Here is a 25,133-nt window from a genome sequence, read left to right on the forward strand (position 1 = left end):
CCACGCAAAAATAGAAGGATTTACCAATTAGACTTCCTGTATAGCCTAAAGGGCGCTATATTTCGGACTGTTATTACTTACTATAGATCATGACAAAAAGGAGCATAAACGACCCGGTATTGCAAGCAAAATTTGATGAGTTAGATCGCAAGAACAACGAATCACTGCAGGGCGGGGGCGCCAAACGCATTGAACAACAGCATGCTAAGGGCAAGCTTACCGCCAGAGAGCGCATACATCTGTTAATGGACGAAGGTTCTTTTGAAGAGCTTGACAAATTTGTTATGCACAGATCCAAAGATTTTGGGTTAGATAAAGAATATTACCTGGGTGATGGAGTAGTTACCGGATATGGTACAGTAGGAGGGCGGTTGGTTTATGTTTTCTCCCAAGACTTCACCGTTTTTGGAGGTTCCCTTTCAGAAACCCATGCTGAGAAAATTGTCAAGATCATGGATATGGCCATGAAAAACGGAGCCCCTGTTATTGGCTTGAACGATTCTGGTGGAGCACGTATTCAGGAAGGCGTTGTGTCTTTGGGCGGATACGCAGATATTTTTTATCGCAATACGTTAGCGTCAGGCGTTATACCTCAGATATCGGCCATCATGGGCCCTTGTGCTGGTGGTGCTGTGTATTCACCTGCCATTACCGATTTTATCTTCATGGTAGAAAATACCTCCTTCATGTTTGTAACCGGACCTAACGTTGTGAAAACGGTAACACATGAAAACGTAACTGCAGAGGAGTTGGGTGGTGCTTCTACACATAGCACAAAAAGCGGTGTAACTCATTTCGCATCCGCCAATGAAGTTGAGTGTATTCAAAACATTAAACAGCTACTGAGTTATCTTCCCCAGAATTGTGAGGATACAGCGCCACGCAAACCATATACAGAAGTTAACGAATTGAGACCTGCGCTCAATACAATCATACCTGCTAACCCTAATCAGCCTTACGATATGCGTGAGGTAATCAGTGGCGTGGTGGATGAACAGTCATTTTTTGAAGTGCACAAAAATTTTGCAGAAAATATTGTTGTCGGCTTCGCCCGCTTAGGTGGCAGAAGTATCGGTATTGTAGGTAATCAGCCTGCGGTATTGGCCGGTGTTTTAGATATCGATGCCAGTGTAAAAGCAGCACGCTTTGTTCGCTTCTGCGATTGCTTCAATATTCCTTTGTTGGTGTTTGAAGATGTGCCAGGTTTTTTGCCGGGTACCGATCAGGAGTGGAATGCCATTATTACCAATGGTGCCAAATTGTTATTTGCATTTTCTGAAGCTACGGTGCCGCGCGTAACGGTTATTACACGCAAAGCCTATGGCGGTGCCTATGATGTAATGAACAGCAAGCACATTGGTGCAGACTTAAATTATGCATGGCCTACAGCTGAAATTGCAGTGATGGGTGCGAAAGGTGCAGCTGAAATTATTTTTAAGAAAGAAATTTCTGAAGCTTCAGATCCGAAAGCAAAGCTGGATGAGAAGGTAGATGAATACACGCGCAAGTTTGCCAACCCGTATCGTGCATCGCATCGCGGATTCATTGATGAAGTAATCTATCCTGATCAGACAAGAGAAAAGCTGATGAGAGCATTTAAGATGTTGGAAAACAAAGTGGATAAACTACCTAAGAAAAAACATGGAAATATCCCTTTGTAATTAACAATTTGAAATTTTGAATTTGAAATTTAGAATATGGATAAGAAGAGCAAAAAATTTCTATACGACTATTTAAACAACGCATCGCCTACAGGTTTCGAATCCTCTGGTCAGGAGATATGGCTTGATTATTTGAAGCCCTACATTGACGATTATATTGTTGATGTATATGGTACTGTTGTAGGTGTGGTCAATCCAAAGGCCGCTTACAAGGTTGTGATCGAAGCACATGCTGATGAAATTTCATGGTTTGTCAACTACATAACAGACGATGGCTACATTTATGTGCGAAAGAATGGCGGATCGGATCATCAGATTGCTCCGAGCAAACGTGTAAACATTCATACTGAGAAAGGAATTGTAAAAGGCATTTTCGGATGGCCCGCCATACATGTGCGTGATGCTGCCCGGGAAGAAACGCCTACATTAAAAAATATATTCATTGACGTGGGCGCAGAAAATAAGAAAGAGGTGGAGGCCATGGGCATACACGTTGGCTGCGTCATCACCTTTGAGGATGAACTTATGGAGTTGAATGGTGATTGGCTGGTTGGTCGCGCCCTGGATAACCGCATGGGAGGATTTATGATTGCAGAGGTTGCCAGGAGGTTAAAAGAAGATAAGAAAAAACTCCCCTTCGGACTTTACATTGTCAATTCAGTGCAGGAAGAAATAGGTCTTCGCGGTGCAGAAATGATTTCCCGAAGAATTAAGCCAGACCTGGCCATTTGTACAGATGTTACCCACGACACGCAGTCGCCCATGTACAATAAGAAGGAAAGTGGCAATTTAAAGGCAGGTTCAGGCCCTGTTTTATGCTATGGTCCAGCTGTTCAAAACAATGTTTTAAAGATGGTTTTACAGACTGCGGAGAAGCAAAAAATACCTTTTCAGCGCCAGGCTGTTTCGCGCTCAACAGGCACCGACACCGACTCATTTGCCTATTCTGCAGAGGGTGTAGCGTCTGCTTTAATCTCGCTACCACTCAAATACATGCACACAACTGTAGAGATGGTGCACAAAAAGGACGTAGAAAATGTAATTCAGTTAATTTATCAGTTCCTTCTGCAGCTCAAATCGGGCCACGACTTTAGGTATATTAAGTGATTTTGGGCCAAATAAGCCATTTTTTATATAAAATGGACTTTTTATAGGACTGCATTTGTAAAAACCTTACATCAGAAAGTTTGAGTTTTATATAGGCCTTCCCAGGTTGCTGGGGAGGCCTACTTTTGTATCAACAAATGACACAAAAACTCTCAAACAACATGAAAGCAATTCAAAAAGTAGTTTTAGCCCTCGCACTGCTTGTAAGCGCTAACACCTTCGCTCAAGAAAGACCCATCCACGAAGTATACTCCATGATGATGGTGAACTTTGTGAAGTATGTTCAGTGGCCTAACCAGGCTAGTGGCGGTGAGTTCGTAATCGGAGTTGTTGGAAACAACGAAATTTACAATACCCTGAATGCATGGCACGGTGGCAAAGAGCGCAGCGGTAAAACTTATGTGATTAAAAAATTCAATTCAGCAGCTGACTTGACTGAATGTGATGTGGTATACATTGACAGATCTAAAAGCAATGACTTTGACGCTATCAGCAATAAAGTAAAGGGTAAGAACACCTTGATTATTACAGATAAAGCAGGTCTTGGCGAAAAAGGTAGCGCGATTAACTTCCGCACCATCGATAATAAATTGAAGTTTGAGCTAAATCAAAAGGCAGTTGAGGCCTCAAACCTCAAGGTGTCTAGTGCACTCTCTTCAATGGCAATAGTGATTTAATGGGTTGTTTGGGAATTAGTCCCCGGCTTTGCGGTCGGGGCTTCTTCTTGTGGAATGAAAATTGTAGATTGCAATACCAATAATCTAAATCAAGGAGCCCCATGAAAAAGTTAATCCTCTCAAGCATTATGCTTTTCTCGCTTAGCCTGGCTTTCGGTCAGGATAAGCCCGTTCATGAAATACATTCAGCCATGTTGTACAACTTCATTAAGTATGTGCAATGGCCTAACGAGGCCGAAGGAGGCGATTTCGTTGTAGGCGTAATGGGCGATGAAGATGTATTTAACACATTAAAGCAGTGGTATGACGGCAAGCCGAAAGGCAGCAAGAAATACGTAATCAAGAAATTAGCTTCAGCAGAAGAGGCAGCCACCTGTGCTGTGGTCTATCTGGGCAAAGGTAAAAGCAATCAATTTGAAGCCATAAAAGGAAGCATAACAGGCAAACCTGTACTAACCATTACCAATGGTAACGGATTGGCTCAGAAAGGAAGCTGCATCAACTTTAAAGTAATTGATGGAAAACTGAAGTTTGAAATGAATCAAGGAACTTTTGGCAGTAATAACCTAAAAGTGTCCAGTCAGTTGAGCAGCATGGCAATTCTCATTTAAGAAAATTCCAGCAAGAAAGTTTAAGAGGGGTTGGGTATGGAAAAGTTGGACGTTCAAACAGAAATGTTCCGTGAGTTGGTAGAAAACTCATGCGACATTACGGTGGTTACCGATAAGGATTTTAAGATCCGCTATATATCGTCATCCGTAACAGATATTTTTGGTCAGGAGCCCATGGCTTTACTTGGCCGCCCGATCTTTGAATTTATTAATGACAAGAGTGCAGACGAGTGGAGAGATTCTGTTTCTTCATTAGCCGAGCATAAAACAGTTGACATCAGCATCAGAATACCTGTTGGTAAAGAGCAACGTTATTTCTCTGCTCAATTCAATAACCTGGTAGATGATAAACAGGTGAGAGGTATTATCGTAAAGCTTCATGACATAACGGATATCAAAAAGCGTGAACAGGCACTGATTGAATCGAATCAGCATCTGGATCAGGTTTTTTATAAAACCACACACGATCTTAAAGCACCTTTGCGATCTGTGCTGGGGCTTATCAGACTGGCAGAAAATGCACAAGATGAACAACGCCTGGAGTATATCGCACTTATTAAAAAAAGCTTACTAAAACTTGATGTTTACCTTGAGGAAATAAATGATTTTTTCAAAGGAGAAAGGCTTGAAATAAAGAGAGAAAAAATTGAGTTGAAGCGTTTGATTTCCGAAGAAATTGACAATCTTCGTGACTTTCATGAGACGGAGCGCATAGACATAGCGTTGGATGTTGATCAACAGTTTGATTTTTACTCTGATAATTTCCGGGTAAAAACAATTATCACCAACCTTATCTCTAACGCAATTAAGTATGCTGATTTTTCTAAAGCAGCACCCAGCATAAGAGTAGAAGTTGAAGTAAATGCACTCATGTGCATCATTCGCATACAAGACAATGGTATTGGTATTGAGTCGCAATACCAATCAAAAATATTTGATCGCTTCTTCAGAGCCACAGGTCAATCCTATGGAAATGGAATCGGTTTGTTTATCGTAAAAGATACCGTTCAACGACTTAATGGGTCGATTGATGTTTCTTCGATGAAAGATGTAGGTACTACCTTTGTAGTGGAAATACCGAATCAATCAGGTCGTACGATATTATAAGAAATTACGCGCGGGGTCGTTGAGTTTTTGTTGAGAGGGTCTTTTCTCTTCGTACCCTGTGCGTAACACATGCAAGTCCTGTGCAGCAATAGTTGTACAGGACTTTTGCTTTTTAGGCTGTTGGCTTAGCTTTGTTATTATGTCTCTGGTGTACGACCAACTTCAGCAACCTGTAAATGTTCCGGCACAAGTCCAACGCATAGTCTCATTAGTGCCCTCGCAGACAGAGTTACTCTACGACTTAGGCCTTGACCACGAGGTGGTAGGCATTACCAAGTTTTGTATTCACCCGGCTGACTGGCGAAAACGCAAAGCCATCATTGGCGGAACAAAACAATTTAACATAGAGGCCATCCATAAACTTAAGCCTGATCTGATTATCGGCAATAAGGAAGAAAATTATCAGGAGGGTATTGAAACACTGATGCGCGACTATCCAGTCTGGATGAGCGACATTTACCAACTGGATGATGCTTTTACCATGATTGAGCAAATAGGTATGCTCACACACAAGCAGGAAAGGGCAGGTCAGTTGGTTCAGGCAATTCAGCAACAATTCTCTACCATTAAAACATTCAACGGGCAGCGGGTATTGTATCTGATTTGGCGCAAGCCCTGGATGGCGGCCGGGCAAAATACCTTTATTAACAATATGCTTGTCAATAGCGGATTCATGAATTGTGTAGCGCTTGAGCGCTACCCTGAATTAACGGCATCAGGTATTGCGCAGCTAAAACCGGATTTTATATTTCTTTCGTCAGAGCCATATCCTTTCAAAGAAAAACACATGGATGAACTCCAACGTATTTTTCCAGATGCTAAGACTATACTGGTTGATGGTGAGATGTTCTCCTGGTATGGTAGTCGTTTATTAAAATTCCCTGCCTACTTGCTTTCACTGACTCACCACCTGAATACCTAAACGTTTTACATCATCCCAAAATTTCGGATAAGATTTACGCGTAACAGCCGGATCGTCAATTTCAATTTGCATAAACGCAGCCAGGGGCGCAAAGGCCATCGCCATGCGATGATCATGGTAGGTGTGAATTTTTACTTTGTCAGGTAATTTACCTGAAGGAATTAAGTGCCAGGTGTCACCTTCTTCAACCAGCTGTGCATTTATTTTGGCAAGTTCATTTTGCAGCGCAGTAATACGATCGGTTTCTTTAATGCGCAAACTTTCTAAGCCTGTAAAACTCCCCTCAATCCCCTTAGCAGCACAAACAACTGCAATGGTCTGTGCCAGGTCAGGACAATGTGTAAAATCCCAGGAGAGGGAAGGCATGTGATCTTTTTTGCGCAGGTGTAGTTTGTTGCCACGGGGCTCACAAGCCACCCCCAGATTCTCCATCATGTCAACTACAACACGGTCTCCTTGTAGTGAGCGTAAAGCCATGTTGGGCAATATTAAGTTGGCCTCTTTGCAAAGTGCAGCAAAACCAAACCAATAACTGGCCGCGGACCAGTCGCCTTCTACTGTATGCTCATTCACAGATAATGTCTGTTTTTCAATTTGTATCAGTCGGCCATCAAAATTTACCTTAGCACCAAAACCTTTCATGAGGCTGGCTGTCATGTCTATGTAAGGCTTGCTGCCCAGGTGTCCTGTTATTTCAATGTTTAATCCTTGTGGAAGGCTGGGGGCAATCATCATCAAGGCAGAAATAAACTGACTACTCACATCACCCCTTACCTGAAGTGTATTTGTCTTTTGATGTTGAAAGCCCTTGATACGAATAGGAGGATAACCATCTTTTTCAAGATATGTGATATCGGCCCCTAACAAACGTAAGGAATCAACCAGTATGCCAATAGGGCGTTCCTTCATACGCGCAGTGCCAGTTAACACTTTTGCTTTTCCACTCACTGCGAAGTAGGCGGTAAGAAAACGCATAACAGTGCCAGCATCCTCCACATTTATTATTTCATCGTTACTGAAAACCAGCCGCTGCATTAATTGCGTATCATTAGCATCGGATAAGTTGTAAAGCTTGCCTGTACTACCTGCCAGTGCATTAAGCACAAGCACACGGTTACTGATACTTTTAGAAGAGGGCAGGTGAATAACTTCGCCTTGGATGGAACTTTTAGGAAAGAGCGTGATCGAATTCATGCGGGCAAGTTAGAGAATGCAAAGTTTTTTAGCGAGTGATGAAACAATTTCAGCTTTAAATGAGTTATGAATGGTATGAGCGCAACAAAAAAAATAGCCATTGGATTGGGTGTAGCATCAGGTGCTCTTTTAGCGGCATGGTTACTGACTGGTGACCGTAAAAAGAGAACAAAGAACTTTATTGTGAAGAAGGCATCTTCTTTTAGAAATGACCTGAAGAGCAACAAAGGAGCTTTTGATGATTCTGAAGCACACTACGTTTAAGAAGCACGGTAAAATGTCAGAGCCCTTTTTACATCTTCTAAACTAATAGCAAAATCCCACCCAGGCGTCCCTATACTTTCTAAGAGGACGCATAATACTTCATTGCCTTTATTTTTCTTGTCCTGAAGCGTTAGTAGCGAGATGCCTTCAATCTCATTTTCCTGGAAATTCAGTTTTCCGTAAATCTTTGATATATATTGTTGAATTGCCTCAAGTTCCTGGCTCTTGATCATGTTTTTACTATGTGCCAGGTAAGCCTCGGCCACCAGGCCTGCAGCCACGGCTTCTCCATGCATTACTTTTTTTCCCTTAGCCAGTAAATAACTCTCCAAGGCATGACCGATGGTATGGCCAGCATTTAGAATTTTCCGTATGCCCTTTTCTGTAGGGTCTTGCTCAATGATGCTGTATTTGAATTCAGCTGAATGCAGTAAGAGCCTGTCCCAATCTTGCTGCTCCAGTGTTTTTGAAGAAATTTCCTTCCATAGTTGAGCATCTGAAATCAAAGCGTGTTTAATCACTTCCGCAAAACCGGAACGCAGCTCATCAGTGCTTAGCGTCTTTAAAAATTTGCTGCACAGCAGGGTAAGTACAGGTTGCTGAAACACACCGATATGGTTTTTAAAATGATTGAAATCAATCCCGAGTTTACCACCAATGCTGGCATCGGCCTGGGCAAGCAGGGTGGTGGGTATCAAAACAAAATCAATTCCTCTTTTGTAAGTAGCCGCACAGAAGCCCCCCATGTCGCCCAGCACACCACCGCCCAATACAATCAGCAGGGCATGCCGGTCTGCCTGTGCATCAGTCAATTGTTGCCATATCGATAAGCAACTCTCTATGTTTTTATGTTCTTCGCCTGCTTTGGTTTCAAAAAGGATGTGAGATGGTAGTTCAGCTTTAATCAGAGGATAGCAGTGTTCTTTGGTATTGTTGTCCGTCAGCACAACTACTTGACTATACTTTTTGCTTGCTATAAACCGGGCAAGCGCCAGGCCAGGTGCAGTGGTTATTTGAATATGTGCCGGAAGCATTAGCTTTTGGTTGGGGTTTCTTTGTTTACTATTTCGGATTGTATGCGAATGGATTCGTCATGAATGGTTTTGAAAAGTTCGGTAACAAAGTCGATAGCAAGTTGCTGTCGGCCTGCCCATTCAGGCCTGGTTTGGATAATCTCCTGCCAGCGTTCTAATTGAAAAACCGTAACATTATTTTCTTTTTTGTATTCACCAATTTGTTCCACCAGTTTCATACGGGTGGCGAGGGTATCAATTAATTCCTGATCAAGATTATCAATTTTTTCTCGAAGGCCTTCCAGTTTATTTACAAACAAGGCGTTGCTAGACGAGGGTTTACTAATGCGTAAGGCTGATAATAATTGGCCAAGACTTGCGGGCGTAATTTGTTGCTGCGCATCACTGAGCGCATGATCGGGGTCAGGATGGGTCTCAATCATTAAACCATCGTAGCCTAAGTCCATTGCCTTTTGCGAAACTTCTTGGATCAGGCTGCGAGTGCCGGCAATGTGGCTGGGGTCAGCGATAAGTGGAAGATCGGGAAACTGACTCTTTAAGGATAAGGGAATTTGCCAGTAAGGCTGATTGCGGTAACGGGACTTCTGGTAAGATGAAAAACCTCTGTGAATAGCGCCTACTTTTTCTATGCCTGCTTTATAGATTCTTTCAAGGGCACCAATCCATAGTGCCAGTTCAGGATTAATCGGATTTTTTACAAACACTGGAATTTTTACGCCCCGTAGCGCATCAGCAATCTCCTGAACCGTAAATGGGTTTACAGTGGTGCGCGCACCAATCCATAAAATATCAATGTTTGCCTTCAATGCTTGCTCCACATGATCTGCAGTAGCCACTTCAGTAGCAAAGCGAATGGCAGTGGCCTTCTTTACTTCTTCAATCCATTGAAAAGCAATAGTGCCATTCCCTTCAAAAGAATCTGGTCGTGTGCGGGGTTTCCAAACACCGGCCCGCATGGTATTGATGCCCAGTGTCTGAACCGCCCGGGCAATCGTCAGTAATTGCTCAGGACTTTCAGCACTGCAGGGGCCAGCAATGATGAATGGCTGTTTTGCTTGACTAAAATCTGCTAACCAGGGCTTAATTTCCATGTAAAATGCTTCTCCTAATATCGATTATAAAACAGCGCCAGCCAATGCTTGTTTTAGTTAATAGCCATGCCTGTTTTAGCGGGGCTAAATTACAATCAATACCTATATTTGCGCACCTTTTCTGTTACTATGGAAACACGACCGGAAATCTCATTTGATGACACCGCCACAGCTTTTTCTTATAAAAGCGATAAAGAAATACGTAAAGCCAACTTCGTGTTTACTGTGGTTAACCATCCCTGGGTATCAAGTTTTGCAACGGGAGTCGTGAAGTTCGGGCTTAAAATAGGTCTGCCTATTGAAGGGTTGATTCGAACGACTGTTTTTGAGCATTTTTGTGGAGGAGAAAGTATAGACAAGGCTGAACAGACTATACAAAAGTTGGGTAAATACCATGTAGGCGCTATTCTGGACTATTCTGTGGAGGGTGAACATAACGAGGCTGCATTTGACGCCACCCTGCAAGAAACCCTGAGAACTATTGAGAAAGCTGAAAATTCAGCGCATATTCCTTTCTCGGTTTTTAAAATGACGGGGCTGGCTTCGGCAGATTTACTGGAGCTTATTCAAAACAACAAGGCATTAACTATTGATCAGCAGCAGGCTTGGGAGCGAGTAAAAAAACGGGTAGATACCGTTTGTGCAAAAGCTTTTGAAGCCGGTGTGCCCGTGTTAATTGATGCGGAAGAAACCTGGATACAAAATCCTATCGATGCACTGGCCTATGAAATGATGGCTAAGTACAATAAACAAAAGGCTATTGTTTTTAATACCTACCAACTTTATAGAACCGAGTCATTAAAAAATTTGCGTGAAGCTTTTCATGTGGCTGCCATGCACAACTATTTTTTAGGGGCGAAGCTGGTACGTGGTGCCTACATGGAGAAAGAAAGAAAACGTGCTGCAGATAATAATTACGCTGATCCGATTCAACCTACTAAAGAGGCAACCGATGAGGCCTTTAATAAGGCACTTGAGTTTTGTATAGATAATAAGCAACGCATCACCTTCATGTGTGGTTCGCACAATGATTATAGCAACTATTATTTGACGATACTCATGAACAAGCACGGTATGAAACCGAACGATAACCGTGTTTGGTTTGCACAGTTATTTGGTATGAGCGACAATATTTCGTTTAACCTGGCGAAGGGAGGATTTAATGTAGCCAAATATTTGCCCTATGGTCCTGTTAAATCTGTAATGCCTTACTTGTTGAGAAGAGCAGAAGAAAATACTTCAGTGGCAGGACAAAGCAGCAGAGAGCTAACTTTAATAAGAAAAGAATTAAATAGAAGAAAGAGCAGGAGTTCAGCACAATAGTCACATCTTCCTAACAAGGAACGATTACAGACGTACGCAGCAAGTAAGTATTATTTTCTGTGTAATCAGTGGCGATAGGAATTCAAATAGGATATACGATAAGAGATTATTTATTTTTGTCAAAATTTAAAATATGCAACTAAGCGAACAGGAATTAATACGCAGGCAAAGCCTGGCCGAATTGATCAAATTAGGTATTGATCCTTATCCGGCCGAATTGTTTGAAGTAAACGCTTCTGCTCAGGAAATCCTGGAAAATTACGAGCGCCATAAGAGCGACTACCGTCAAATATCTATAGCTGGTAGAATTATGAGCCGCAGGGTAATGGGCAATGCTTCCTTTGCTGAGTTGCAGGACGAGACCGGTCGTATCCAGGTTTACTTCCGCAGAGATGATCTGTGCCCTGACGAAGACAAGACACTGTATAATACTGTATTCAAGAAGTTGACAGACATAGGGGATATCATTGGTGTAAAAGGTTACGGCTTTACTACGCAAACCGGTGAGATATCTATCCACGTTACTGAATTTAAAATACTTTCAAAATCACTCAAGCCACTGCCCATCGTTAAAGAAACAGTGGATGAACAGGGTGTTGTGCATAAGCACGATGCTTTTACAGATCCAGAGCAACGCTATAGAATGCGTTATGTGGATTTGATTGTGAACCCCGAGGTACGCGACACTTTTGTGAAGCGCAGCAAACTGGTAAACACCATGCGTTCTTACCTGAACGATAAAAACTACCTGGAAGTAGAAACACCTATACTGCAGCCGCTTTATGGTGGTGCGGCCGCGCGTCCTTTTAAAACACATCACAACACATTAGATATGACGCTCTATTTGCGCATAGCGAATGAGTTGTATTTGAAGAGATTGATTGTTGGCGGTTATCCTGGCGTATACGAATTCTCAAAAGATTTCCGTAACGAAGGCATGTCGCGTTTCCATAACCCTGAGTTTACCCAGATAGAACTTTATGTAGCCTACAAAGACTACTATTGGATGATGGAGCTGGTGGAGGAGATGATTGAGAAAGTAGCCCTTGAACTACATGGTAAAACAGAAGTGCAAGTAGGCGATAAAGTAATAGACTTTAAACGTCCATGGAAACGCTTCACCATGTTTGAAGCGATACAACACTTTACAGGTATCGACATTTCGACAATGGACGAAGCTGCGTTGATTGAAACGTGTAAAAAGCTACATGTGCCTTACGATGACACGATGGGTAAGGGTAAACTCATTGATCAGATTTTTGGTGAGAAGTGCGAAGGACAGTTAATACAACCAACCTTCATTACGGACTATCCTGTAGAGATGTCGCCCTTGGCCAAGAAGCACCGTACTAAACCAGGATTGGTTGAACGCTTTGAAGCGATTTGCAATGGAAAAGAAATCTGTAATGCCTTCAGCGAGTTAAATGATCCACTTGATCAGCGTGCTCGTTTTGAAGAACAGGTTGCCTTGGGTAAGCGTGGTGATGAAGAGGCCATGACCCTTGATGAAGACTTTTTAAGAGCACTTGAATATGGTATGCCGCCAACGGCAGGTTTAGGTATTGGCATTGATCGCCTAAGTATGATTATGACCAACTCACCGTCCATTCAGGATGTACTCTTCTTCCCGCAAATGAAACCTGAGAAAGCAGCACCTGTTTTTGATGAAGCTGCAATGGAGGCTTTGGGTATCAGAAAAGATTTAGTACCTGTTATTCAAAAGCTGAACATACAATCAATAGAGCAGTTAAAAGAAATGAAAGCTTCCAAACTGTTTAACGATGTCTGCGGTATGCGTAAGAAGATGAAACTCGAAAGCGTTCAGAATCCTACAATGGAGGAGGTTGAGGCCTGGCTGAAGAAGTAGACTTGATACGTAAGACATAAGTAGTAAGACATTAGACATAATTAGGAAGGCGTAAGATGCTACTCATATCTTGCTACTTATGTCTTACTACTAAAGTCTCTTCTCTAGAAGTTGTCAAAGAAAGGTTTTCTTCTTTCCATCTTCAGATCCTGCAATACACTGGCCTTTACATTTATTCTGAAATCGTATTGTGTAAAGTAACCAAAGGGTGTCCAGTTTAGTGACATAGTCCAGCAGTGGAGATCACGCAGTATAACAAGATTGGTTTGTGTCAGCTTCTTGGCTTCAAAGTCGAAGCCGGAATTGAATTGGATTTTCCATTGCTCGGATAAAGACAGATCACCACTGAATTGTAAATTTTGTTTAATGTCTCTCGGATTAAGTGGCGTATTATTATAGCTCAGATTATAATTGACTCGCAAATTCCAGGGTATGGTGAAGTCTACATAGTTGCCTGGATTATTAAGCATGTATTGTTTATCAGCCTCAGACATGTTCGACTTACCTATTTTTTCCTGCGTCTTTGCATCACTCTCTTGACCTTTGGGATTCAGGTTAGTGCCCATAGCAATATTGGCATTGGTAATGTAACCTAACCTGCCTGACTTAAGTGCATACACATCAATTCTTCTTCCATCCACATAAGTGTAAGGATCGAGTGTTGCACTAGCGTTGATGTTGAGTTTATTATTTAACACATTGGTGTTAGCACTTAAACCGATAGGTGCCAATTTAAAACTGTCGGCTAAAAAGTTATAACTCGACCCGAGTGATAGTTGATTGAGTATGGTAACCTTGCGAGCAACGGTATCGTCTTTAGCCTTTACCTTCATTTCCAGGTTGTTGTTAATCGAAAAACCCATCGATTGATTTTTCCCGATGGAAGCCCCACCATACATAAAGCCTTCATGCCTTGATTTATACTCAACTCTGTCTCTTTCAGTATCTTCAAACCTTTGGAAGTAGTCTTCATTCGTTGAAAAATCGGGGCGATAACTATACGAAACGCTTGGGTTAATCACATGACGTATTGCTTTGACTGAACCGCGTTTTAGAAAGACTGTTCCGTAGATGCGCGTATTCAAACTCATGCTACCGCTATAGGATGTTACACGGTTAAAAACTTTAGCAGTATCCGTTTTAACAATTACGCCATTTTCATCACGACCCCACTCGAGTCTTTCTCCATACCATACCTCTTCAAGCTGCACACTGGGGGCAAGTGTAAAATATTTAAAAACTTTTGCTGAAGTAGAAATGGGGATAGTGTGCCGCATACCGCGATTACCTTTATCCCAAAAGCTACTGAAGTTTGCGGGAGAAAATGCAGCAATACTATCTTCTTGTGCGTTAGAACCAATTCGTCCCAGATTGTTGGTTATTTTGTTTTGAGCCGCCATGGTGTAACGGAAATTCAAATTCTGCAAGGGTCCACTGGATCCACCACTGTTTTTTTGGAATGGATAAATGTTATTCATGTTTACAGTAAGGGAGGGAAGCAGCAGATCAACTTTGCGCGTTACTAAATCCTGACTGTGACTGGCATTCAATCCAAAACTAAAGGGAGTGCCTTTTAATGTTTTTCCATACGATACATTTGATTGCATCCTTCTTTGTGTATTGTTAAGTCCGCCAGAAGTGGGCGAAACATTATTACTAAACAGGTTATTATTCAGATTGTACGTTGATGTTGCAGCATTAACCGATGCCGAAAAGCGACCCGTTCCTCTTGACTGAGGTGAGTGCGACCAGTTTACAGAGTAGTCGTTGGCAAAAGACCTGTCTTCAATATCATTGCTTTGGGGTGTTTTTGAATAACTGAAATTGAAAGCACCGGTATAGGCATACCGCTTGTTATAGTTAATGTTTGTCCTTAGAGCATGGCCACCTTTTGAATAGAGATCGCCAACAATCATTAATTTCAGATACTCGCTGATATCAAAAAAGTACCCCCCCTGGCGTATGTTAAAGCCCCTTCTTCGCTCTTCACCATAGGATGGAAAAATGATACCTGATTTGCTTTCGCGTTCTGCAGGGAACATACCAAAAGCAAAACCTGCGGGGTAAATGGGTACATCGTTAAATTCAAGGTGAAAGGGCCCTGATACAATCTTGTCGTTAGGAATAGCTTTTACTTTTGTAGAGCGGATGGCAAAGTGCGGATGTTCAAGGTTACAGGTAGTATAAATATTCCCCTTTGTCAGTAGCTCATTTTTTTCGTTTTTATAAACAGTTTCTCCATGAATAATCCCTTCGCCTTGTTTAGTTACTACTTCTGATATTTTAGCCCGCTTGGTTTTGATGTTATAGACAATGTCTTTAGTCTCATAGATTTCGTTACCATTCTTAAATATCGGAAAGCCTATGCGTTTTCCTGTAGAGTCACGCCTTCCATTAGCAGTAACGGTATTATTTCCATAGTCAATTAAGATTTCATCGGCTTCCAGCTCAATAATACCATACGTAATTTTTGCGCTTCCATATAACCAGATGAGTTTACCGTTGATGCTGGAAACAATTGAATCATTGGCAGTATAATTGATGGTTGTTTCGATGTCACTTTTTCTTTGCTGTTTTAAGCTGTCGCTGTTCAGCTTGAGGGTATCAGCACCTGTTAAAGGGGCTTTATTTATAGAGTCATTTACGGGAGGTTGGGCAATAACAGGTGTTCTCACAGGACGTTCAACCTGAGCAAAACCAGAAGAATGGCCAATAACTAGGATAAATAGGACTAAACGTATGCGCACACCTTTCGGATTATATTCAGCTTTTTGCGATTTTTTCGCATTTTTGCGTAAAGTTATTGCAAATCTAGTGATCATTAGTAAGCCTTTTAAGAATCTTGGTATTTCAGCCGCACTTATAGCAATAACCCTGCTAAATTCTGCGAGCGCCTCACTCACCGACTTTAAAGTAGACGTGGTGGTGATTGATGCAGGCCATGGCGGCATAGATCCGGGCACCTCCGGACTTAAAGGCAAAGAAAAAGATGTGACCCTTAAAATAGCGCTTAAACTGGGTAAATACATAGAAGATAATTTACCAGACGTTAAAGTGATTTATACCCGAAAGGGTGACACCTTTCCCGCCCTGGAAGAGCGGCCTAAAATTGCTAACCGCAACAATGCCGACCTGTTTATTTCTATACATGCCAATGCTAATGCCAATACAAAAGCATTTGGAACAGAAACTTATATTATGGGTTTGGCCAAAGAACAAAAAAACTTTGAAGTGGCGAAGCGAGAAAACTCCGTGATACTATTAGATGAAAATTATAAAGAAAAGTATGAAGGCTTCGATCCGGAAAGCCCGGAATCCTACATCTTGTTTTCATTAACACAAAGCGCCTTTCAGGAAAACAGTTTAAGCTTTGCGCATAAAGTAGAAAGCCAATTTAAAACCAGGGTAGGTCGGCATAGCAGAGGCGTTAAACAAGGCCCTTTTTGGGTGCTATGGAGCACAGCCATGCCAAGTGTTTTAATTGAAACTGGTTTTTTGTCTAACGAAAAAGAAGAACAATATCTATTATCTGCTGAGGGTCAGGACTATATGGCTTCCGGTATTTACCGTGCTTTTAAGGAATACAAAGCAGAAGTAGAAGCAGTTAAATAATTTATTTTCTATCAATTCTCCTTACCTTCGACTCTATGAAATTTTCTAAAGAAATAAAGGTGGGCATTTTCATGGTCACAGCCCTCGTACTTCTCTACTTTGGTTTTAATTTTTTAAAAGGGATTGATTTTTTCTCGACACAAAACCGATATTATGCTGTGTATGATAATGTCGATAAGCTTACCCAATCCAATCAGATTTTTTTAAATGGTTTAGCGGTTGGCCGAGTTAGCGACATTCGCATTATCCAGGGTACAGTTAATAAGGTGCTGGTAGAACTAAAGATCGATTCCGATGTTAAACTCAACGACCAGACTGTTGCAATGTTAACAAGCGATTTTCTGGGCACTAAATCAATTTTACTTGATCTGGGTAAAGGGCAAAAAGTTTTACAACAAAACGACACCCTAAAAGCCCAATTAGATAAAGGTATGGCTGAATTATTAGAGCAGGCTGCACCAGTAGCCAGTAGTCTACAGTCAACATTGATTAAGGTTAACAATATTTTGAGCAACCTCGAAAAGAATACAGCACAAATGGATAAAATGTTTGCAGAATTAGCTGCGACGCCAAGGCTGATAAACGGAACGCTTACCATTACACAGCAAAAAATTGGAGAGCTTTCAGATCAGGCTAAAACAGTATCGCAAAACCTGAACGGTGCCCTAAGCGATCTTCGCCCTACCTTAAATAATTTCAAAACACTTTCTGATTCATTGAAAGACCTGCGCCTGAGCGGAACCCTGCAACGCACAGAAGAAGCCATGGTTAAACTCAATGAAACCCTGGGAAGATTTAATAGCGGAGATAACACAGTTAGTAAATTAATGACAGAAGATTCTCTTTATGTTAATTTAAACAGACTGGTATTAACCATGGATACCCTGGCGAATCATTTCAATACACATCCGAAACATTTTTTGGCGCCATTAGGAAAGAGCAGCAAGAAAATTGCGCGTGATCACGCCAAAGAAAGTAAATCGAACTAATTAAACGACAAGCACATGGAAAACCTGGAATTCAACAAAAATGAAGACCAGTATAAGCAGATTATTTATCAGCTAGATACAAAAGCAAAAAAAACAAAGTTGGGCGGAGGTGAGAAAAAAATTGATGAACAACATCAAAAAGGAAAACTAACTGCCCGTGAGCGTATAGAATACCTGACCGACAAAGGTTCTGAATTTCTGGAGATTGGTTTATTCGTTGGTGAGGGTATGTACAAAGAGCAAGGCGGTTGCCCATCGGGTGGTGTGGTAGCGGGGCTTGGTTATGTGCAGGGTCGTCTTTGCATGATTGTAGCGAATGATGCCACCGTTAAAGCAGGCGCCTGGTTTCCGATTACAGCCAAAAAGAATTTACGTGCACAGGAGATAGCGATGGAAAATCGCTTGCCTGTTATTTACCTTGTAGATAGCGCGGGTGTATTTCTGCCTATGCAGGATGAAATTTTTCCTGACAAAGAACACTTCGGCAGACAATTTCGCAACAACGCAAAAATGTCGGCCATGGGTATTGTTCAAATAGCAGCCATCATGGGCAGTTGCGTAGCAGGCGGGGCTTATTTGCCGATCATGAGCGATGAGGCCATGATTGTAGATAAAACAGGTTCAATATTTTTAGCAGGCTCTTATCTGGTAAAAGCGGCTATCGGTGAGGATATAGATAATGAAACATTGGGAGGTGCAACAACACATTGCGAAATTTCTGGTGTTACTGATAATAAGTTTCCTAACGACCAGGCCTGTCTGGATTATATCCGCTCGATTATAGGCAAGGTCGGAGCTTTTGAAAAAGCAGGCTTCGACCATGTTGAGCCTAAAGCACCGGCTTTTAACCCTAAAGAAATTTACGGTTTATTCCCCAGCGATCGGGTGAAGCCTTATGATACTGTTGATATCATTCATCGTATTGTTGATGAAGGTTCTTTTGATGAATACAAAGCCTTGTATGGAAAAACCATTGTTTGTGGTTTCGCACGTGTTAACGGTTGGGCTATTGGCATTGTAGCCAATCAGCGCAAAGTTGTGAAGAGTAAAAAGGGCGAAATGCAAATGGGGGGTGTTATCTACTCGGATTCAGCAGATAAGGCAGCCCGTTTTATTATGAACTGCAATCAACGTAAAATACCCTTGGTCTTTTTACAGGACGTAAGTGGATTTATGGTTGGTAGCAAATCTGAACATGGTGGTATTATTAAAGACGGTGCTAAAATGGTGAATGCCATGGCGAACAGCACCGTACCTAAGTTTACCATTATTATGGGTAATTCGTACGGTGCCGGTAATTATGCCATGTGTGGTAAGGCTTACGATCCTCGCTTGATCGCTGCGTGGCCTACAGCACAAATAGCGGTTATGAGTGGCGCCTCAGCAGCTAAAACTTTATTGCAAATCAGAGTGGCTTCTTTAAAAGCACAAGGCAAAACCATCAGTAAAGACGAGGAGGATAATTTATTAAAGGAAATTACAGATCGCTATAACGATCAGTTAAGTCCTTATTATGCGGCATCGCGTTTGTGGGTTGATGCTGTAATAGATCCTGCGGACACCAGAAAATGGATTTCTATGGGTATCGAGGCTGCCAATAATGCGCCCGTTGAAAAATTCAATGTGGGTGTTATTCAAACCTAGTCCGGGGAATAAATCAATTTTGTAACTTAGGTTTTATAAAAAGAATAAAATTTTGCAGGAATCAGAACTTAAGGCATTAGTTTCTTTATTGGATGATGAGGACGATCAAATCGTGGCACACATCGAAGAAAAGATACGCTCTCTTGGCAAAGAGATAATACCTTATTTGGAGCAAGAGTGGGAGAGTACCTTTAATCCAGGACTGCAAAGAAAAATTGAAGACCTGATACACACACTTCAGTTTCAGGTGCTGAAAGAACGACTGCAAAACTGGTACGAAGATCCCGAGCAGGATTTGCTTACAGGGCTCTGGTTAATCTCTACCTATCAATATCCGGACATTGAATTGACTAAACTGAAACAAGACTTAGAACAGATTTATTACGAGGCCTGGCTTGAGTTCAGACCAGATTTGCATCCATTCGATCAGGTGAAGGTAATTAACAGTGTGTTTTTTAATAAACTTAAGTTTGGCGCCAATACAAAAAACTTTCATTCCCCGGGCAACTCACTCATCAATATCGTTTTAGAAACCAGAAAAGGAAATCCCATTTCACTTTGTGTTATCTATATGCTGGTAGCACAAAAATTGAAGTTGCCCATTTATGGTGTTAACCTGCCTAATCTTTTTATCCTCACCTTTAAGGATGAGAAAGTTCAATTCTATATCAATGCATTTAACCGTGGCCTGATATTTTCCAAACAGGATATTGAGAACTACATACATGAATTGAGATTAACACCACAGGAATCTTTTTTTCAGCCTTGTTCAAATTTGGAAATAATTCGCAGAACGCTGCGCAACCTGGTAATGTCCTTCGATAAAATGGGCGAACACGCTAAAGCAGAAGAAGTAAAAGAATTGCTATTGATCGTTGCCGATGCGGCTGATCTGGGTGTATAACAATCCAAGTATTTTTTTACTGTGTATTCACCTGCGGTCGATGTTTTCACCGAACCGCATCTACGTTGCTCTGTCTTCAGATCATTACAAAATCTGGCAGTAAGGTCTGTGGTCTGTCCAAACACCCAATCACAAGTTAATCCAAACATTCTTACTGTGTGATGAAAGTCAAATGCAGAACTGCTTTGAATGAAAAAGCCACAGACATCAAAGATTTTCATTTGTGTATCTGTGAAAATCTATGTTATCTGTGGCTGTAAAATTATATCAGCTTATTCCTTATCTAAAAAAGGATATTTGTAATCAACAGGCGTTACAAAAGTTTCTTTAATCGTGCGCATACTTACCCAACGCAATAAATTCACTTTTGCACCAGCTTTATCATTAGTACCCGAACCTCTTGCGCCACCAAAAGGCTGCTGCCCTACAACTGCGCCCGTAGGCTTATCGTTGATATAGAAGTTACCAGCGGCATGTGTTAGCTTTTTAGTAGCCAGTTCAATCGCGTAGCGATCCTTAGCCATAATTGAACCTGTTAATGCATAAGGCGATGTACTGTCAACCAATTCTAAAGTCTGCTCAAAATTTTCGCTATGGTAAACGTAAACGGTTAACACCGGCCCGAAAATCTCTTCGCACATGGTTAAGGAAGAAGGATCTTTGGATTCGATAACAGTTGGTTCAATAAAATAACCTTTTGACTTATCGTATTTTCCTCCGGCAATGATCTCATTTAACGGATTCTGTCTTGCTTTTTCTATGTAACCAGTAATGGTGGTAAATGCTTTCTCATCAATAACGGCATTAATGAAGTTCCCGAAATCTTCAGTCGGTCCCATCTTCATGCTCTTCAAATCTTCAAGCAAATATTTCTTTACATCATCCCACAAATTAGATGGAATGTAAACACGTGATGCCGCTGAGCACTTTTGTCCCTGGTATTCAAAAGCCCCTCTTGAAATAGCGGTTGAAACTTGCTTGGCATCGGCACTCTTATGCACCATGATAAAATCTTTGCCACCTGTTTCACCAACAATTCGTGGATACGATTTATACTTATGAATGTTGTTGCCGATCGTCTTCCACATGTTTTGGAATACACCCGTACTTCCTGTAAAGTGTAGGCCCGCAAAGTCTTTGTGATTGAAAATTACTTCACCTGCATCTGGGCCACTCACATATACTAAGTTGATTACACCATCAGGTAAACCTGCTTCTTTCAACACTTGCATAATTACGTTAGCCGCATAAATCTGTGTGTTAGCTGGTTTCCAAACTACTGTATTACCCATCATGGCCATACTCGTAGGTAAGTTGCCTGCGATGGCTGTAAAGTTGAAAGGTGTTAGCGCAAAAGTAAAACCTTCCAGCGGTCGGTACTCCATTCTATTCCAGATACCTGGCCCTGAGTCCGGCTGATCACTGTAAATCTCACTCATGAAATGCACATTGTAGCGCAGGAAATCAATGAGCTCACAAGCAGAATCTATTTCAGCCTGATAGGCATTTTTAGATTGTCCTAGCATGGTTGCTGCATTAATTTTATTGCGGTATGGACCAGCCAATAATTCTGCTGCTTTTAAAAATATACTCGCGCGGTATTCCCAATCAAGATTTGCCCAAAGTTCTTTAGCACCTAACGCAGCATTAATGGCCTGTTCTACATGGCTCTTATCACCTTCGTGAAAATAAGCCAATACATGCTGATGATCATGTGGAGGGTGTAAGGATTTCTTCTTATCAGTTCTTACCTCTTCTCCACCAATGTACATGGGGATATCGAGGGTTTTCGCACGGGCTTCTGCCAATGCTTTTTGCAATAAGCTACGTTCTTTCGAACCTGGTGCATAGTTTAAAACCGGTTCGTTTTTTGGGGCGGGTACTTTAAAAAATCCGTTCATATGTATAATTCAAAATTCAAGATTAGCGAAATTCAAAATTAAGCAATTGAGACTAACAGAATTAAAGAATTAGCTGTAATTCGTTTAAGTTACTAATCTCATGATGTGGGTTTTGATCGTGATTTATTGCATTTGGATTATAAAAAACTGCATCTACGGAAGCATTTAGAGCACCCGCAATATCAGTCTCCAGGTTATCACCGATCATCACGGCTTCATCGGCCTGATTTGCATGAAGTCCGAGCGCATAATCAAAGATCTCGCGAGATGGCTTTTTATGACCTGCTTGCTGAGAAGTAACTACATGCTTAAAATAATGCGCTATTTTTCCGGAAGCAAGCTTCATGTGCTGCACTTCATCGAAGCCATTGGTAATCAGCGAAAGCGAATATTTTTTACTCAAATAATTTAGGGTATCAATCGCTCCGGGTAGTAAAATGCCTTTACGTGGACAGGTATATAAATAGTCATGAGAAAGTTTTGCGATCAGCGCCTCATCCGTAATCTCAAAGGGTAACAATATTCTTTTAAAACGTTCGGCACGAATTACATCGCCCTTAATTAAACCCTTATCGTACTGCGACCATAAATCGCTATTTACCTGAGCAAAAATTTCGTGAAAAGCGCTGAGTGATGTAACGCCTCTTTTCTGTAATTGATGGCTATCATAAAGCTCTTTCAACGTCTCACGAGAATTCGTTTCAAAATCCCAAAGTGTATGATCAAGATCGAAGAAAACGGTTTTGTATTTTTTAGTATTCACAGTTTATAAGTTACAGGCAGATTATTATCGAAAAATTGGTAAGAACCAGTCTTCAATTACTTTTCAGCCATTGTTGTACTTGTATTTTATTCACAGCTAACTCCCTATTGGTAAAAAGAGTTTGATAAACTTCCAGATCTTTTTGCAATTGCTGGTCTTTCTTCAAAAATTGAAAAATCTGGCCAATAATATCCTCTACTTCATCTTTTAACTGATAAAACACCCAGTGATTATAGCGTTTATGGGAGAGTATTCCAGCATTTTTAAGGTAAATCAAATGTCTGGAGGTTTTAGCCTGGGTAAAATCCAGAATTTTCTCCAAATCAGCGATGCACATTTCTCCATTTTCGAAGATCAGAAACAAGATTCGGAGGCGAGATTCATCGGCACAAGCCTTAAAAATTTGCGATCCTAGCGTGAGATTGAAATTTTTTAACCGCATGGCACGTTTTATGCCCAACAAAGGTATGGAAATTAGGCACTTATCCCTGCCCTCTCTATATTTGAGTTGCTCAAAAACATACGAATTTGTGAAGAATAAGGCTTTATTATTGTTTATTCTAATTTCTTCGGCATCGTTATTCTTTACCAATAGCCAGGCCCAGGGACAAAAACGCCTAATACAATTATCGGGTATAGTGTTAGGCCCCGATAGTACCCAAGGTGGTATACCGGGTGTAAATATATACGTGCCAAAAGCGGGTAGAGGTACACCCACTAATGCTATGGGCTTTTTTTCTATGCCGGTACAGGTGGGCGACAGTGTGGTGATCAGCGCTGTAGGATATGAGCGCCAGTACTACATTATTCCTAACCATAAGTCAGAATTTTTAACCCTCATTTTCGAATTGAGTGAAGACGTTACCTATTTACAGGAATTAACAGTTTTACCTTTTCCTACTGAAGAAGTTTTTAAAGAAGCAGTGTTGGCACTTAACCTGCCTTTGGATGATGCTGCCTATGATAAAAATAATTTAGATGCAGAACTGTTGGCACTGATATTAAAGACAACACCTATGGATAGTTATTCTAATCAACGCTATATGTTAGATCAGCTTAACTATACGCAAACTTCCAAGTATGTGCCCATCACTAATCCACTGCTTAATCCATTTAACTGGGCCAAGTTTATTCAATCGCTGAAGCAGAACAAAAAGAAGAAGTAATTTATTGATTATTAAAATAAACAACGAAGTTCATACATTTGGGGAACATTTAAATCATTTAAACCTAACCCCAAAAATCTATGAGGAACCTCGTTGGTAGAATCTCAGTAGCTTGCTTGTTGATATTTTTATGCAGCACAAGCCTTTTAGCTCAAACAAAAAAAGTAGCTTTAGTATCATTCTATAGTGATAAGAAAATTGGTGGCACCGGCCTGGGTACAGCAATGGAGTCTTTAATTAATGACCCTAGTTTTAACTTAAAGCCTTTGGTTGACAAATCGTATGAGCGCTTTGTTAATGAATTTGCAAAGGATTTTCCTTTTACATTGATAGACAATAACGAAATTATCAGCAATCAGGAATACAAGAGTTACAAATCTACTTTTCTGGTTGATACTGCAAAAACAGGTAATAAGTTGATGGGACTTCAATATGTTACAGCCAAAGATCTAATATTTGCTTATGGCGGAGTTTCACTCATGTCTGATGATAAAAAAGATCAGTGTAACCTTGCCAAAATATTCAGCCAGGCCGATGCAGTTTTATTTGTATCGATGGATTATGAGTTCGAATCAAGACTCATGGGTATGGCAGTTGGAATAACAGCGTATTTGAATATGTACATGTACGACAAGAAATGCGATAAAATTTTCAGAATCCGTGAATTTGGAAAGTCAAAAGAAAAGGTGGCTGCCGTTGCAGGCATTCCTGTAATGGATCCGAAAAAAATTCAGCCCCTGTGTGAAGATGCTACTGAGATATTGTTTACTGAACTAAAAGGTAAACTCGGAAAAATTGTTAAGAAATCAACTAAATTTTAAATCTGTTTAAGGAGATAATCAAAAGTTATCTTAGCATTGATTTTTATATTAAAGCTTACAAGCTAAAATTTTTTTTAATAAAGTAATGAGGGCTGACTGTAGAGTCAGCACCTTTTTTTGTGTCTATCCTAAATTTAATGATAGATCAGTTGTGTCGATAGTTCAGGATTGTAACCATTCTACTATGCGTAAGCAACTTTATTAACGCGCTTCAAATAAGTCCACGCGTAACACTTCACTTACTTTGCGTTTCTCTTTCTATGTTAACCTAATGCGCAAAATGCGAGTTTAGGAAAAGCACCAATTAGTATTGTCATAGGCTTATTTTGTCCAGAGCAAAATATAATCTGCCCTGTTTACTCTTCTGAAGTTTCTCAAACAACCAATTACTTATCCCACTTTTCAATCAATTGTTGTTGCATACAGCTCAAAACTTGGTGTTACGATCTTTCTCATATCACCTTTACGCGTGTGG

General features: G+C 40.9%; 22 protein-coding genes. 15 read left to right on the forward strand and 7 right to left on the reverse strand.

Translation table 11 applies throughout. From position 1 onward, the window contains the following. Window positions 1–89: 89 nt before the first annotated feature. The 6 genes from ACO1XM_RS18930 (at window position 90) to ACO1XM_RS18955 (ending at window position 6,085) form a co-directional block, all read left to right on the forward strand. Window positions 90–1,661, forward strand: coding sequence for an acyl-CoA carboxylase subunit beta (locus tag ACO1XM_RS18930; RefSeq protein ID WP_486231918.1), 1,572 nt, complete (start codon window positions 90–92; stop codon window positions 1,659–1,661). Between the two features lie 36 nt (window positions 1,662–1,697). Then, a complete protein-coding gene (locus tag ACO1XM_RS18935) occupies window positions 1,698–2,768 on the forward strand; it encodes a M42 family metallopeptidase (protein ID WP_486231920.1) in 1,071 nt (356 codons plus the stop codon). 161 nt (window positions 2,769–2,929) lie between these two features. After that, a complete protein-coding gene (locus ACO1XM_RS18940) occupies window positions 2,930–3,445 on the forward strand; it encodes a YfiR family protein (RefSeq protein WP_486231922.1) in 516 nt (171 codons plus the stop codon). Between the two features lie 101 nt (window positions 3,446–3,546). Continuing rightward, on the forward strand, window positions 3,547–4,056 hold the full coding sequence (locus ACO1XM_RS18945; protein WP_486231924.1) for a YfiR family protein: 510 nt from the start codon (window positions 3,547–3,549) through the stop codon (window positions 4,054–4,056). A 36-nt stretch (window positions 4,057–4,092) separates the two neighbouring features. Next, entirely contained in the window at window positions 4,093–5,163 is a 1,071-nt protein-coding gene (locus ACO1XM_RS18950) for a PAS domain-containing sensor histidine kinase (RefSeq protein ID WP_486231926.1), read from the forward strand. Window positions 5,164–5,302: 139 nt separating this feature from the next. Further along, entirely contained in the window at window positions 5,303–6,085 is a 783-nt protein-coding gene (locus ACO1XM_RS18955) for an ABC transporter substrate-binding protein (protein WP_486231928.1), read from the forward strand. On the opposite strand, the gene ACO1XM_RS18960 is transcribed toward ACO1XM_RS18955, so the two are convergent. Next, a complete protein-coding gene (locus ACO1XM_RS18960; RefSeq protein ID WP_486231930.1) occupies window positions 6,059–7,279 on the reverse strand; it encodes a 3-phosphoshikimate 1-carboxyvinyltransferase in 1,221 nt (406 codons plus the stop codon). The genes ACO1XM_RS18955 and ACO1XM_RS18960 overlap by 27 nt on opposite strands. Before the next feature lie 75 nt (window positions 7,280–7,354). Between ACO1XM_RS18960 and ACO1XM_RS18965 the strand changes: the two genes are divergently transcribed. Then, window positions 7,355–7,543 (forward strand): hypothetical protein, encoded by a 189-nt coding sequence (locus ACO1XM_RS18965; RefSeq protein WP_486231932.1) that lies wholly within the window; start codon window positions 7,355–7,357, stop codon window positions 7,541–7,543. On the opposite strand, the gene aroB is transcribed toward ACO1XM_RS18965, so the two are convergent. Further along, window positions 7,540–8,577: a 3-dehydroquinate synthase gene (gene aroB / locus ACO1XM_RS18970; RefSeq protein ID WP_486231934.1), complete on the reverse strand. Its 1,038-nt coding sequence runs from the start codon at window positions 8,575–8,577 to the stop codon at window positions 7,540–7,542. The genes ACO1XM_RS18965 and aroB overlap by 4 nt on opposite strands. Continuing rightward, on the reverse strand, window positions 8,577–9,668 hold the full coding sequence (locus ACO1XM_RS18975; protein ID WP_486231936.1) for a chorismate mutase: 1,092 nt from the start codon (window positions 9,666–9,668) through the stop codon (window positions 8,577–8,579). Before ACO1XM_RS18975 ends, aroB begins: the two co-directional genes overlap by 1 nt. 129 nt (window positions 9,669–9,797) lie before the next feature. Here ACO1XM_RS18975 and ACO1XM_RS18980 point away from each other — a divergent pair, with 129 nt between their 5' ends. After that, window positions 9,798–10,991 carry a proline dehydrogenase family protein gene (locus ACO1XM_RS18980; protein ID WP_486231938.1) on the forward strand — a complete coding sequence of 398 codons (1,194 nt, stop codon included), beginning with the start codon at window positions 9,798–9,800 and terminating at the stop codon, window positions 10,989–10,991. 133 nt (window positions 10,992–11,124) lie between these two features. Then, a complete protein-coding gene (lysS, locus tag ACO1XM_RS18985; RefSeq protein WP_486231940.1) occupies window positions 11,125–12,858 on the forward strand; it encodes a lysine--tRNA ligase in 1,734 nt (577 codons plus the stop codon). A gap of 104 nt (window positions 12,859–12,962) precedes the next feature. On the opposite strand, the gene ACO1XM_RS18990 is transcribed toward lysS, so the two are convergent. Then, window positions 12,963–15,680, reverse strand: a complete 2,718-nt coding sequence (locus tag ACO1XM_RS18990) for a putative LPS assembly protein LptD (protein WP_486231942.1) — start codon at window positions 15,678–15,680, stop codon at window positions 12,963–12,965. On the opposite strand from ACO1XM_RS18990, the gene ACO1XM_RS18995 reads away from it, so the two are divergent. From ACO1XM_RS18995 to ACO1XM_RS19010, 4 genes are read left to right on the forward strand one after another with little or no spacing between them, the layout of a single operon-like run. Then, a complete protein-coding gene (locus ACO1XM_RS18995) occupies window positions 15,673–16,470 on the forward strand; it encodes an N-acetylmuramoyl-L-alanine amidase family protein (protein WP_486231944.1) in 798 nt (265 codons plus the stop codon). The genes ACO1XM_RS18990 and ACO1XM_RS18995 overlap by 8 nt on opposite strands. Window positions 16,471–16,505: 35 nt before the next feature. Beyond that, window positions 16,506–17,459 (forward strand): MlaD family protein, encoded by a 954-nt coding sequence (locus ACO1XM_RS19000; RefSeq protein WP_486231946.1) that lies wholly within the window; start codon window positions 16,506–16,508, stop codon window positions 17,457–17,459. Window positions 17,460–17,474: 15 nt separating this feature from the next. Next, complete coding sequence (locus tag ACO1XM_RS19005) at window positions 17,475–19,103, forward strand: acyl-CoA carboxylase subunit beta (RefSeq protein WP_486231948.1); 1,629 nt, start codon at window positions 17,475–17,477, stop codon at window positions 19,101–19,103. A 52-nt stretch (window positions 19,104–19,155) separates the two neighbouring features. Next, window positions 19,156–20,007: a transglutaminase-like domain-containing protein gene (locus ACO1XM_RS19010; protein ID WP_486231950.1), complete on the forward strand. Its 852-nt coding sequence runs from the start codon at window positions 19,156–19,158 to the stop codon at window positions 20,005–20,007. Between the two features lie 272 nt (window positions 20,008–20,279). Here ACO1XM_RS19010 and pruA read toward each other — a convergent pair whose 3' ends face one another. From pruA to ACO1XM_RS19025, 3 genes are all read right to left on the reverse strand, one after another. Next, entirely contained in the window at window positions 20,280–21,908 is a 1,629-nt protein-coding gene (gene pruA / locus ACO1XM_RS19015; protein WP_486231952.1) for an L-glutamate gamma-semialdehyde dehydrogenase, read from the reverse strand. Between the two features lie 61 nt (window positions 21,909–21,969). Further along, window positions 21,970–22,671, reverse strand: a complete 702-nt coding sequence (locus ACO1XM_RS19020; RefSeq protein ID WP_486231954.1) for a YjjG family noncanonical pyrimidine nucleotidase — start codon at window positions 22,669–22,671, stop codon at window positions 21,970–21,972. Window positions 22,672–22,723: 52 nt separating this feature from the next. Beyond that, a complete protein-coding gene (locus tag ACO1XM_RS19025; RefSeq protein WP_486231956.1) occupies window positions 22,724–23,113 on the reverse strand; it encodes an ArsR/SmtB family transcription factor in 390 nt (129 codons plus the stop codon). Window positions 23,114–23,201: 88 nt separating this feature from the next. Between ACO1XM_RS19025 and ACO1XM_RS19030 the strand changes: the two genes are divergently transcribed. Together ACO1XM_RS19030 and ACO1XM_RS19035 are read left to right on the forward strand one after the other, a co-directional pair. Beyond that, a complete protein-coding gene (locus ACO1XM_RS19030) occupies window positions 23,202–23,837 on the forward strand; it encodes a carboxypeptidase-like regulatory domain-containing protein (RefSeq protein WP_486231958.1) in 636 nt (211 codons plus the stop codon). Between the two features lie 80 nt (window positions 23,838–23,917). Further along, window positions 23,918–24,658 carry a hypothetical protein gene (locus ACO1XM_RS19035; RefSeq protein ID WP_486231960.1) on the forward strand — a complete coding sequence of 247 codons (741 nt, stop codon included), beginning with the start codon at window positions 23,918–23,920 and terminating at the stop codon, window positions 24,656–24,658. Window positions 24,659–25,133: the final 475 nt, after the last annotated feature.

The sequence above is a fragment of the Chryseotalea sp. genome (assembly GCF_057350905.1).